At 62.9% G+C, this 14193-nt stretch carries 2 protein-coding genes; both read left to right on the top strand.

The annotated features are described in order from the left end of the window. The first annotated feature begins 44 nt into the window (after positions 1–44). A complete protein-coding gene (locus AB4N85_RS13175) occupies positions 45–13043 on the top strand; it encodes a non-ribosomal peptide synthetase (protein WP_460068293.1) in 12999 nt (4332 codons plus the stop codon). Positions 13044–13270: 227 nt separating this feature from the next. Beyond that, a complete protein-coding gene (locus tag AB4N85_RS13170) occupies positions 13271–14086 on the top strand; it encodes an alpha/beta fold hydrolase (protein ID WP_252868027.1) in 816 nt (271 codons plus the stop codon). The last annotated feature ends 107 nt before the right edge of the window (positions 14087–14193 follow it).

Here is a 14193-nt window from a genome sequence, read left to right as displayed (position 1 = left end):
GCCACCCGATTCCACTTGCAAGCCGAATTCAGGCAGGAAACCTCATGACCGACGCGTTCGAACTCCCCAGCACCCTGGTCCAAGCCCTCAAGCGTCGCGCAGCCCTGACGCCGGACCGACTGGCCTTGCGTTTTCTCGCCGAAAACCCGGAGCAGGCTGTGGTGCTCAGCTATCGCGAACTGGATCAACGCGCGCGCACCATCGCCGCTGCGCTGCAGGCCGAGGCCGGATTCGGTGAGCGTGCGGTGCTGCTGTTTCCCAGTGGCGCGGATTACGTCGCGGCGTTTTTCGGTTGCCTGTACGCCGGTGTGATTGCGGTACCGGCCTATCCGCCGGAATCCGCCCGTCGTCATCATCAGGAGCGATTGCTGTCGATCATTGCCGACGCCGAGCCCAGGCTGTTGCTGACCAGCGCCGATCTGCGCGACGCCTTGCAGCAAATCGAAGGCGCGCCGCCGCTGTTGTGCGTCGACACTCTGGACAGCGCACTGGCCGAACAGTGGGTTGAGCCGCCCCTGCCGCCCGAGCACATCGCTTTTTTGCAATACACTTCCGGCTCCACCGCGCTCCCCAAGGGCGTGCAAGTCAGCCATGGCAATCTGGTCGCCAATGAACTGCTGATCCGTCACGGCTTCGGCATCGACGTCAACCCGGACGACGTCATCGTCAGTTGGTTGCCGCTGTATCACGACATGGGTCTGATCGGCGGTCTGCTGCAATCGATTTTCAGCGGCGTACCGTGCATTCTGATGTCGCCGGCGTACTTCCTCGGCCGGCCGTTGCGCTGGCTGGAAGCGATTGCCGAATACGGCGGCACCATCAGCGGCGGCCCGGATTTCGCCTACCGTTTGTGCAGTGAGCGGGTCAGCGAGTCGGCCCTTGAGCGCCTCGATCTCAGTCGATGGCGCGTGGCCTATTCTGGCTCCGAGCCGATTCGCCTCGACACCCTTGAACGCTTCGCGGAAAAATTCGCTGCTTGCGGTTTCAGCGACAACAGCTTCATGGCTTCGTACGGTCTGGCCGAGGCGACCCTGTTTGTCGCCGGCACGCCGCGCGGCACCGGCATCCCGGCACTGCGCGTGGACGATCAGGCGCTGGCGCAAAACCGCGCCGAGCCGGGCGACGGCAGCGCGATCATGAGCTGCGGCATCAGTCAGCCTGAGCACGCGGTGCTGATTGTCGATCCCAACACGCTCGAGGAACTGACCGACAATGCCGTCGGTGAAGTCTGGGCCGCCGGCCCGAGCATCGCCCACGGTTACTGGCGCAACCCCGAAGCCAGCGCCAAGACTTTTGTCCAGCACGTCGGCCGCACCTGGTTGCGCACCGGCGACCTGGGTTTTATCCGTGACGGCGAACTGTTCGTCACCGGGCGTCTGAAAGACATGCTCATCGTCCGTGGCCATAACCTGTATCCGCAGGACATCGAGCAGACTGTCGAGCGCGAAGTCGAAGTGGTGCGCAAGGGGCGTGTGGCGGCGTTCGCGGTCACTCACAACGGCGAAGAGGGCATCGGCATCGCTGCGGAAATCAGCCGCAGCGTGCAGAAAATCCTTGCGCCAGATGCGCTGATCAAAGCTATTCGCCAAGCCGTGGCCGAGGCGTATCAGGAGGCGCCAAGCGTGGTGGTGCTGCTCAATCCGGGCGCGTTGCCGAAAACTTCCAGTGGCAAACTGCAGCGCTCGGCGTGCCGCAATCGTCTGGCTGATGGCAGTCTCGACAGTTACGCGCTCTTCCCTTCGATTACAGCGGCAACGGAAAACGCGACCAGCAGCACTTCGGATCTTGAAGCGTTGATCGGGCAAATCTGGGCCGAGCAACTCAACGTCAAGCAGGTCAGTGGCGACGACCATTTCTTTCTGCTCGGCGGCAACTCGATCGCCGCCACGCAAGTGGTTGCGCGGGTTCGCGAAGCACTCGATGTGGAGCTGAGCCTGCGCCTGCTGTTCGAAGCGCCAACCCTGTCCACCTTCGCTGCCGCTGTGGCGCAGCTAAAACAGGACGGCGGGAGCGCTCCAGTTCCGATCAGCACGTTGCCGCGCAGCGAACCGATGCCGCAATCGCTGGCACAAAACCGTCTGTGGATCACCTGGCAACTCGATCCACAGAGCAGCGCCTACAACATTCCCGGTGGTCTGCGCCTGCGTGGCGAACTCGACGAAGACGCCGTGCGCAAAAGTTTCCAGCAACTGCTCGAACGCCACGAATCCTTGCGCACACGTTTCTTCGAGCGCGACGGCGTGGCATTGCAGCAAGTGCTCGCTGATGCCGAATTCAACCTGCAACTGATCGACATCAGCGACCTGCCAATGCCCGAGCGTGAAGCCCGTGCCGAGCAGATTCGCGAAGACGAGGCGCGCACTCGGTTCGATCTGGAAAAAGGCCCGTTGCTGCGAGTGACGCTGGTGCGCCTCGATGATGAACAGCATCAGTTACAGGTGACCCTGCACCACATCATCGCTGACGGCTGGTCGCTGAATATTCTCCTCGACGAATTCTCGCGTCTCTACGCGGCGGCAACCCAAGGGACGCCGGCGACACTGGCAGCGCTGCCCACGCAATACGCCGATTACGGCAACTGGCAGCGGCAATGGCTGGCGCAAGGCGAGGGCGAGCGGCAACTGGCGTACTGGCAAGCGCAACTGGGCGAAGAACATCCGCCACTGGAACTGGCCACCGATCACCCGCGCTCGGCCAGACACAACCACAGCGCCGCGCGCCACAGCGTGCGCTTGAGTACCGAACTCAGCGAGGCGATCCGCCAGACCGCGCAGGCTCACGAAGCCACGCCGTTCATGCTTCTGCTCGCTGCGTTGCAAAGTTTGCTGCACCGCTACAGCGGTCAGCGCGACATTCGCATCGGCGTGCCCAACGCCAACCGTCCGCGCCTGGAAACCCAAAGCCTGATCGGCTTCTTCATCAATACCCAGGTGTTGCGTGCGCAAATCGATTCGCGCCTGACATTTGCCGAGCTGCTGAACCAGACGCGCCAGGCCGCACTCGGCGCCCAGGCCAATCAGGATCTGCCCTTCGAACAATTGCTCGAAGCGTTCCCGCAGGCCCGCGAACAGGGACTGTTCCAAGTCATGTTCAACCATCAGCAGCGCGACCTCAGTGCGCTCAAGCGCCTGCCGGGTCTGCTCGCCGAAGAACTGCCGTGGCACAGTCGCGAAGCCAAGTTCGATCTGCAGTTGCACAGTGAAGAGGATCGTAACGGGCGCCTGAGCTTGGCGTTCGACTACGCCAGCGAACTGTTCGACGCCGCGACCATCGAGCGCCTGGCCGAGCATTTCCACAATCTGCTCAGCGAAGTTTGCGAACAGCCACAGCAGGCCATCGGCGATCTGCGCTTGCTGACCGCCAGCGAGCAGAATCAGCAGAAAGACTGGAGCGTGGCCCCGTGCAGCCCGGCGCAACAATGGCTGCCGGACCTGCTCGAGCAACAAGTGCGCAAAACCCCGCAACGCACCGCGCTGGTGTGGGACGGCGGTCGTCTGGATTTTGCCGAGCTGCACGCGCAAGCCAACCGGCTCGCCCATTACCTGCGCGACAAGGGCGTCGGCCCTGACGTGTGCGTGGCCATTGCCGCCGAGCGTTCGCCGCAACTGCTGATCGGCCTGCTGGCGATCATCAAGGCTGGCGGCGCCTATGTGCCGCTTGATCCGGATTATCCGGCCGAACGTCTCGCGTACATGCTCCGCGACAGTGGCGTCGAACTGCTCCTGACCCAGACGCAATTGCTCGAGCGTCTGCCGGCCAGCGATGGCGTCAGCGTGATCGCCATGGATGCGCTGCACCTGGATAAATGGCCGAGCCAGGCACCGGGCCTGCGACTGCACGGCGACAACCTCGCCTACGTGATTTACACCTCGGGTTCCACCGGGCAACCGAAAGGCGTCGGCAACACCCACGCCGCGCTGGCCGAGCGCCTGCAATGGATGCAGGACACGTACCGCCTCGACGAAACCGACGTGCTGATGCAAAAAGCGCCGATCAGTTTCGACGTCTCGGTGTGGGAATGCTTCTGGCCGCTGATCAGCGGCGCGCGGCTGCTGCTTGCCGCGCCCGGTGAGCACCGTGACCCGTATCGCATCGCGCAACGGGTCCAGCAATACGGCGTGACCACGCTGCACTTCGTCCCGCCGCTGCTGGCGCTGTTCATCGATGAGCCGCTGAGTGCCGAATGCACCAGCCTGCGCCGGGTGTTTTCCGGCGGTGAAGCCTTGCCCGCCGAGCTGCGCAATCGGGTACTGGCGCAATTGCCGGCGGTGCAATTGCACAACCGTTACGGGCCGACTGAAACCGCGATCAACGTCACCCATTGGCACTGCACAACTGCCGATGGCGAGCGCTCGCCGATTGGCCGGCCGCTGGGCAATGTGATCTGCCGCATTCTCGATGCCGATCTCAATCCAGTGCCGGCAGGCGTGCCGGGCGAGCTGTGCATCAGCGGTATTGGTCTGGCTCGCGGTTACCTGGGTCGTCCGGCGTTGACCGCCGAGCGTTTTGTCGTCGATCCACTGGGTGAGCAGGGCGCCCGTTTGTACCGTACCGGCGACCGTGCGCGCTGGACGTCCGCCGGCGTGATCGAATACCTCGGTCGTCTCGATCAGCAGGTCAAGCTGCGCGGCTTTCGCGTCGAACCTGAAGAAATCCAGGCGCGACTGCTGGCGCAAAATGGCGTCGCCCAGGCCGTGGTCCTGGTGCGGGAAACCGCTGCCGGTGCGCAACTGATCGGCTACTTCACGGCGACCGATGCGCAGGAAAATGCCGATGAGCAAATTATTCGGCTGAAAGCTGCCCTCGCTGACGAGCTGCCGGAATACATGGTGCCCGCACAATTGCTGCGCCTTGATGCGATGCCGCTGAGTCCCAGCGGCAAACTCGACCGCCGCGCCTTGCCCGAGCCGCAATGGCAGGTGCGTGAACATATCGAGCCGGTCAGCGAACTGGAGCAACAAATCGCCGGGATCTGGCGCGGAGTGCTGGGTCTGAAGCGGGTTGGCCTGCGCGATGATTTCTTCGCCCTCGGCGGTCACTCGCTGCTGGCCACGCAAATCATTTCGCGCACACGTCAGGCCTGTGACGTCGAACTGCCGCTGCGCACATTGTTCGAGCACAGCGAACTGGGCGATTACGCCGAACAGATTCGCCTGATCCAGGTCAGCGGCCGCACCAATCAACAGTTGCCAATTGGCACAGTCGACCGCAGCCAAGCGGTGCCGCTGTCCTATTCGCAGCAGCGCATGTGGTTCCTCTGGCAGATGGAGCCGGACAGCCCGGCGTACAACGTCGGGGGCATGGCGCGCTTGCGCGGCGTGCTGCACGTCGAGCATTTCGAGGCGGCGTTGCAGGCGCTGATCCTGCGCCACGAAACCCTGCGCACCACATTCCCAAGTGTCGACGGTGTCGCCCGCCAGCAAGTGCATCCCGAGACCGGCGTGCGCATGGGCTGGAAAGATTTCTCCAGCCTGCCGGCAGAAGTCCGGGAGCTACAAGTCCAGCAACTGGCCGATGCAGAAGCGCACCAGCCGTTCGATCTGGAAACCGGTCCGCTGCTGCGCGCCTGTCTGGTCAAGACCGCCGAGCACGAGCATTACTTCGTCCTGACCTTGCACCACATCGTCACCGAAGGCTGGGCGATGGACATCTTTGCCCGTGAACTCAGCGCGCTGTATGAAGCGTTCGTCGATGAGCGCGCCTCGCCGCTTGAGCCGCTGCCGGTGCAATACCTCGACTACAGCGTCTGGCAGCGCAACTGGCTGGAGTCCGGCGAGCGCCAGCGCCAGCTCGATTACTGGACCGCGCAGCTCGGTCGCGAACATCCGCTGCTGGAACTGCCCGGCGACCGTCCGCGTCCACCGGTACAGAGCCATCAGGGCGAGCTGTTCCGTTTCGATCTGAGCGACGATCTCGCCGCGCGGGTGCGGGCGTTCAACGCGCAAAACGGTCTGACCCTGTTCATGACCATGACCGCCGCGCTCGCCACGTTGCTGTACCGCTATAGCGGCCAGACCGACCTGCGCATCGGTGCGCCGGTGGCCAACCGCATCCGCCCGGAGAGTGAAGGGCTGATCGGGGCGTTTCTCAACACCCAGGTGCTGCGTTGCCAGCTCGACGGGCAGATGTCGGTCGGCGAACTGTTCGAGCAGGTGCGCCACACCGTGATCGAAGGCCAGTCCCATCAGGATCTGCCGTTCGATCATCTGGTCGAAGCCTTGCAGCCGCCACGCAGCGCGGCTTACAACCCGCTGTTCCAGGTGATGTGCAACGTGCAGCGCTGGGAATTCCAGCAGAGCCGCACGCTCGCTGGGATGACCGTCGAGTACCTGGCCAACGATGCGCGGGCGACCAAGTTCGATCTCAATCTGGAAGTCACCGACCTCGACCATCGCCTCGGCTGCTGCCTGACTTACAGCACCGATCTGTTCGACGAACCGACCATCGCGCGCATGGCCAGGCATTGGCGCAACCTGCTTGAAGCGTTGATCGCTGATCCGCAGCAACGGCTCAGTGAACTGCCGCTGCTCGATAAGCCTGAGCAACAGCACCTGCTCGACAGCCTCGGCATCGAGCCGGGCGAGCATCGTCTCGATCAGTGCATTCATCATCTGTTCGCCGAACAGGCACTGGCGCGCAAAGACGCACCAGCACTGACTTTCGCCGGGCAGACCCTGAGCTACGCCGAACTCGATGCCCGGGCCAATCGTCTGGCCTGGGCGCTGCGGGAACGCGGGGTCGGCCCGCAAGTGCGGGTCGGTCTGGCGCTGGAGCGTTCGCTGGAAATGGTCATCGGCCTGCTGGCGATTCTCAAGGCGGGCGGCGCCTATGTGCCGCTGGATCCGGAATACCCGCTCGACCGCCTGCATTACATGATCGAAGACAGTCGCGTCGGCCTGCTGCTCAGCGATCGGGCGATGTTCGAAGCCCTCGGTGAGTTGCCGCCAAGCGTGGCGCGCTGGTGTCTGGAAGATGACAGCGCCGGGTTGGCCGACTACCCGGCCAGCGAGTTGCCGTTTATCAGCCTGCCGCAACATCAGGCTTATCTGATTTACACCTCCGGCTCGACCGGCAAACCGAAAGGCGTGGTGGTCTCCCACGGTGAAATCGCCATGCACTGCCAGGCCGTGATCGAGCGCTTCGGCATGCGCCCGGACGACTGTGAACTGCATTTCTATTCGATCAACTTCGACGCTGCCACCGAACGTCTACTGGTGCCGCTGCTCAGCGGTGCGCAGGTGGTACTGCGGGCGCAAGGGCAGTGGGACGCGGAAGAAATCTGCGGCTTGATTCGTGCGCATCGGATCAACGTCCTCGGCTTCACGCCGAGCTACGGCAGCCAGTTGGCGCAGTTCCTCGCGACCCAAAATGAAGTCCTGCCGGTGCGCATGATCATCACCGGCGGTGAGGCGCTGACCGGCGAGCATCTGCAGCGCATTCGCGCGGCATTCCAACCGGCGCAGTTTTTCAATGCTTACGGCCCGACCGAAACCGTGGTCATGCCGCTGGCCAGTCTGGCGCCGCAGGTACTGGAAGAGGGCGCCGGCAGTGTGCCGATCGGCAGCGTGATCGGCGCACGGGTCGCCTACATTCTCGATGCCGATCTGGCCTTGGTGCCGCAAGGCGCGACCGGTGAATTGTTTGTCGGCGGCGCCGGTCTGGCTCAGGCCTATCACGACCGCCCGGGCATCAGCGCCGAGCGTTTTGTCGCTGACCCGTTCGCCGCTGATGGCGGGCGCATGTATCGCACCGGCGACCTGGTGCGCCAGCGTGCCGATGGTCTGGTCGAGTATCTGGGGCGGATCGACCATCAAGTGAAAATCCGGGGCTTCCGCATCGAGCTGGGCGAAATCGAAACGCGCCTGCTCGATCACCCTTCGGTCCGCGAAGCAGTGGTGCTGGCGCTGGATGCGCCGAGTGGCAAGCAGTTGGTGGGTTACCTCGTTACGGAGGTCGCCGGGCAAGGCGAAGCGCAACAGGCTGAACTGCGCGAAGCGCTCAAGTCGCACCTCAAGGCGCAACTGCCGGATTACATGGTGCCGACTCACCTGCTGCTGCTGGCGAGCATGCCGCTGACCGCCAACGGCAAACTCGACCGCCGCGCCTTGCCGGCGCCGGATCTGGAGCTCAATCGTCAGGACTATGTCGCACCGAGCAACGAGCTGGAACAGACCCTGGCGCAGATCTGGTGCGACGTGCTCAACGTCAGGCAGGTCGGCCTCAACGATAACTTCTTCGAACTCGGCGGCGACTCGATTCTGTCGATTCAGGTGGTCAGCCGCGCGCGTCAGCAGGGCATTCATTTCAGTCCGCGCGACCTGTTCCAGCACCAGACCGTGCAGACCCTCGCCGCAGTCGCCAGCCGCACCGAGCAGGTGATGGCCGAGCAGGGCCTGGTGGATGGCGAATCGCGCCTGACACCGATTCAGCACTGGTTCTTCGATACGGACATTCCCCAGCGTCAGCACTGGAATCAGGCGCTGTTGCTGGAACCGACTGCGCGCCTTGAGCCGCAACGATTGCAGCAAGCTTTGCAGGCGGTGATCGAACAGCACGATGCGCTGCGTCTGCGTTTCACTGAAACCGATGATGCATGGCAAGCGACGCATCAAGCGCTGACGAATGAGGATGTGCTCTGGCAAGTCAGCGTCGATTCGCTGGATCAGTGCGAAGCCCTGTTCGCCGACGCGCAACGCAGTCTGCATCTGCACAACGGCCCGTTACTGCGCGCGGTGCTGGTCGATGTTGCGGATGTTCAGCAACGCCTGTTCATCGCCATCCACCACTTGGTCGTCGACGGCGTTTCCTGGCGCGTGTTGCTGGATGATCTGCAAACCGCCTATCGCCAACTCGACGCTGCGCAGCCGCTGAAACTGCCGGCGAAAACCAGCGCCTTCAAGGACTGGGCCGCGCGTTTGCAGGCTTATGCCGGCAGCGAATCCCTGCGTGAAGAGCTCGGTTGGTGGCAAACGCAACTGGCCGGGCCGAGCGCTGATCTGCCTTGCGAAAACCCGCAGGGCGGTAGGCAGAATCGTCATGCGCAAACCGTCAGCGTGCGCCTCGATGCCGAGCGCACCCGACAATTGCTGCAACAGGCACCGAGCGCTTATCGCACTCAGGTCAACGACCTGCTGCTGACCGCGCTGGCCCGTGTGCTGTGCCGCTGGAGTGGCCAGCCCTCGGCACTGATTCAACTGGAAGGACACGGTCGCGAAACCTTGTTCGACGAGATCGATCTGACCCGCACCGTCGGTTGGTTCACCAGCGCTTATCCGCTGCGCCTGACTCCGCACAATGTCGAAGAGGCCGCCGGGCAGGGCGCTTCGATCAAGGCGATCAAAGAACAATTGCGCGCCGTTCCGCATAAAGGTCTCGGTTATGGCGTGTTGCGTTATCTGGCCGATGACGGCTGCCGCCAGAGCATGGCCGCGCTGCCACAGGCGCCGATCACCTTTAACTACCTCGGCCAGTTCGACCAGAGCTTCGGCAGCGATGTGCTGTTCCGTCCGCTGGATGAGCCAATCGGTGCAGCCCACGATCCGCAGGCGCCGTTGCCCAACGAGCTGAGTGTCGACAGTCAGATTTACGGTGGTGAATTGCTGCTGCGCTGGACTTTCAGTGCCGAGCGTTACGAGGTGCAAACCATTAACGATCTGGCCGCCGCCTACCTCGGTGAGTTGCAAAGCCTGATCGCCCATTGTCTGCAAGAGGGCGCCGGCGGCCTGACGCCATCGGACTTCCCGCTAGCCAGACTGACTCAGGCGCAACTCGATGCGCTGCCGGTGCCGGCCGCGCACATCGAAGATGTCTACCCGCTGACGCCGATGCAGGAAGGCATGCTCCTGCATACCTTGCTCGAGCCGGGCACCGGTCTGTACTACATGCAGGATCGATATCGCATCAACAGCGAGCTCGACCCCGAGCGTTTCGCCCAGGCCTGGCAAGCGGTGATCGCTCGTCATGAAGCATTGCGCGCTTCGTTCTGCTGGAACGTTGGCGAAGACATGCTGCAAGTGATTCACACGCCGGGGCGCACGCCGATCGAGTATCTGGACTGGAGCGCCGTCGCCGAAACCGAGCAGGAACCACAGCTGCAAGCGCTGCTGAAAAGCGAGCGCGAAGCCGGGTTCGATCTGCTCAATCAGGCGCCGTTTCACCTGCGCCTGATCAAGGTCGGCGCGGCGCGTTACTGGTTCATGATGAGCAACCACCACATCCTCATCGATGCCTGGTGCCGTTCGCTGCTGATGAACGACTTTTTCGAGATCTACACCGCCCTCGGTGAAGGTCGTGAAGCGCAGTTGAGCGTGCCGCCGCGATATCGCGACTACATCGGCTGGCTGCAACGCCAGAGCCTGGCCGAGGCGCGGCAGTGGTGGCGGCAGAATCTGCAAGGTTTCGAGCGCACCACGCCGATCCCGAGCGACCGGCCGTTTTTGCGCGAGCACGCTGGCGAAAGCGGCGGCATGATCGTCGGCGACCGCTACACCCGCCTCAATGTCGAGGACGGAATGCGGCTGCGGGAACTTGCGCAGGCTCATCAACTGACCGTCAACACCTTCGCCCAGGCTGCATGGGCTCTGGTTTTGCGGCGTCTGAGCGGCGATCGCGACGTGCTCTTCGGCGTGACTGTGGCCGGGCGGCCGGTGGAGATGCCGGAAATGCAACGCACCGTCGGCCTGTTCATCAACAGCGTTGCCCTGCGGGTGAAGATGCCTGCGGACGATCAGCGCAGCAGCGTGCGCCAGTGGCTCAGCGCTTTGCTCGACAGCAACATGCAACTGCGCGAGTACGAATACCTGCCGCTGGTGAATATCCAGGAGCAGAGCGAATTGCCCAAAGGCCAGCCGCTGTTCGACAGCCTCTTCGTCTTCGAAAACGCCCCGGTGGAAGTCTCGGTGCTTGATCGTGCACAGAGCCTGAATGCGACCTCGGATTCAGGCCGCACCCACACCAACTTCCCGTTGACGGCGGTGTGTTACCCGGGCGATGACCTTGGCTTGCATTTGTCGTATGACCAGCGTTACTTCGACGAATCGACGGTCGAGCGCATGCTCAATGAGTTCAAGCGCCTGCTGCTGGCGCTGGTCGACGGTTTCCATGGCGACATGGCCGATTTGCCGCTGCTGGGCGACGAAGAACGCGATTTCCTGTTGCAAGGTTGCAACCAGAGCGGCCACGACTATCCGCTGGAGCAAAGCTACGTGGCGTTGTTCGAAGCGCAGGTCGCGGCGCATCCGCAGCGCATCGCCGCCAGTTGCCTCGATCAGCATTTGAGCTATGCCGAACTGAATCACAACACCAACCGCCTCGGCCATGCCCTGGTCGCTGCCGGTGTGCGCATGGACCAACCAGTGGCGCTGCTGGCCGAGCGTAATCTCGACCTGCTCGGCATGATCATCGGCAGCTTCAAGGCCGGCGCTGGTTATCTGCCGCTGGATCCGGGCCTGCCGAGCCAGCGTCTGAGTCGCATCATCGAGCTGAGCCGCACGCCGTTGCTGGTGTGCAGCGCCGCTTGCCGTGAACAGGCGCAGACCTTGCTCGAGGAGTTTGGCTGTTCGAATCGTCCGCGCCTGCTGGTGTGGGAAGAGGTGCAGGCGTCGGCGGCAGCGACGCACAATCTCGGCATCCATAGTGGCCCGGATAATCTCGCCTATGTGATCTACACCTCGGGTTCGACCGGGCTGCCTAAAGGCGTGATGGTCGAGCAGCGCGGCATGCTCAACAACCAGTTGAGCAAACGTCCGTACCTCGACTTGAGCGAGGCCGATGTGACTGCGCAGACCGCCTCGCAAAGCTTCGACATTTCCGTCTGGCAGTTCCTCGCCGCGCCATTGTTCGGCGCGCGGGTCGACATCGTACCGAACGCGATTGCCCACGATCCGCAAGGTCTGCTGGCGCATGTGCAGGCGCAGGGCATCACTGTGCTGGAGAGTGTGCCGTCGCTGATTCAGGGCATGCTCGGCTCCGAGCGTCTGAGCCTCGACGGCTTGCGCTGGATGCTGCCGACCGGTGAAGCGATGCCGCCGGAACTGGCGCATCAATGGCTGCTGCGTTACCCGGATATTGGTCTGGTCAATGCTTACGGCCCAGCGGAATGCTCGGATGACGTGGCGTTCTTCCGTGTCGACATGGCCTCGACGCGCGGCAGTTACTTGCCGATCGGCACGCCGACCGACAATAACTTGCTGTACCTGGTCGATGGCGCGCTGGATCTGGTGCCTTTGGGCGCGGTGGGTGAGTTATGTGTTGCCGGCACCGGCGTCGGTCGCGGTTACGTCAGCGATCCGCTGCGCACCGCGCCGGTGTTTGTGCCGAATCCGTTCGGCGCGCCGGGCGAGCGCTTGTACCGCACCGGTGACCTGGCGCGGCGCCGCGCGGACGGCGTGCTGGAATACGTCGGCCGCGTCGATCATCAGGTGAAGATTCGCGGCTACCGCATCGAACTCGGTGAAATCGAAGCGCGCCTGCACGAACAACCGGAAGTGCGCGACGCGGCGGTTGGTGTGCAGGAGGGCGTCAACGGCAAGCATCTGGTCGGTTATCTGGTCGCGGCCGATGCAGCGCTCAATCCGGGCGAACGCCTGGAGCGGATCAAGCAACGCCTGCGTGCCGAACTCCCCGAATACATGGTGCCGCTGCACTGGCTATGGCTGGAGCAGATGCCGCTCAATGCCAACGGCAAACTCGACCGCAAAGCCTTGCCGGCCTTGGAGATCGGTCAGTTGCAGAGCGAGGATTATCTGGCCCCGCGCAACGAGCTGGAGCAGACCCTGGCTGATATCTGGGCTGAGGTGCTGAAAGTGGAAAAGGTCGGCGTGCGCGACAACTTCTTCGAACTGGGCGGGCATTCGTTGCTGGCTACGCAGATCGCTTCGCGGGTACAAAAAGCCCTGCAACGCAACGTGCCGCTGCGCGCGATGTTCGAATGCAGCACGGTGGAGGAACTGGCCGAGTACATCGATGGGCTGGCGGCCAGCGACATTACAGAGGAGAAGGTTGACCGGTTGAATGATCTGATGGCGGAGCTGGAGGGGTTGTAGTTCTCCGGCGCCTGGGCCGGCCCCTCGCTGGCAAGCCAGCTCCCACAGTTTTTGCGGTGAGCACAAATCTTGTGAACGACGTTGAACCCTGTGGGAGCTGGCTTGCCAGCGATGGCGCCGGTGAATTCAACACAAATCACCAGTACATGACTGTACATTTCCATCCTTGACGATCATTAACCGGCAGCTCAGTCTGCCGGTTCTGTTCTTTCTCGCGGAGGTGGTCGATGCCCTTTTTCACGGTTGACGGACAAGCACTGCACTACATTGATCAAGGCACCGGCCCCGCCGTGTTGCTGGCTGGCAGTTATCTCTGGGATCAAGCGATGTGGGCGCCGCAGATCGCCGCGCTGACCCCGCATTATCGCGTCATCGCCCTGGATCTGTGGGGCCATGGCGATTCCGGCAAGTTACCTGAAGGCACGACATCGCTGGACGACATCGCCCGACAGGCGCAGGCCTTGCTCGATCACCTGGACATCGACCGCGTCACCCTCGTCGGACTATCCGTCGGCGGCATGTGGGGCGCGCGTTTGGCACTGTCCGCACCGCAACGTCTCAACGGTCTGGTGCTGATGGACACCTACGTCGGCGTCGAGCCGGAACCGACCCGGCAATATTACTTCTCGTTGTTCAAGCAGATCGAAGACAGCGGCACTATCTCCGAACAATTGCTCGACATCGTCGTACCGATCTTCTTCCGCCCGGGCATCGACCCGCAGTCGGCGCTGTATCAGGACTTCCGCGCGAAATTGAAGAGCTACTCGCCCGAGCGTCTGCGCGACAGCATCGTACCGATGGGACGCATCACGTTTGGCCGCAACGACCTGTTGCCACGTCTGAGCGAGCTGAACCCGTCGACGACACTGGTGCTGTGCGGCGATCAGGACAAACCCCGGCCACCCTCGGAAGCCCGGGAAATGGCTGAATTGATTGGTTGCCCGTGCGTGCTGGTACCGGAGGCGGGGCATATCTCAAATCTGGAGAATCCCGGGTTTGTCACTGAGGCGCTGCTGGCGTTTCTGGCCGAGCGCAACCGCTAGACCGAGTGAGCTTCATTCGCGAGCAGGCTCACTCCCACAGTTAATCGCATTCTGGCTGAGGGAATGCAGTCAACTGTGGGAGCGAGCCTGCTCGCGAAAGAGCCGGT

Source organism: Pseudomonas sp. H1_G08, from assembly GCF_054681355.1.
This window is presented reverse-complemented; position numbering and strand designations above follow the sequence as displayed.

What these genes read in the sequence shown, in the direction of transcription:
- AB4N85_RS13175 (WP_460068293.1), top strand. Translation starts at nt 45, where the DNA reads ATGACCGACGCGTTCGAACTCCCCAGCACCCTGGTCCAAGCCCTCAAG.
- AB4N85_RS13170 (WP_252868027.1), top strand. Translation starts at nt 13,271, where the DNA reads ATGCCCTTTTTCACGGTTGACGGACAAGCACTGCACTACATTGATCAA.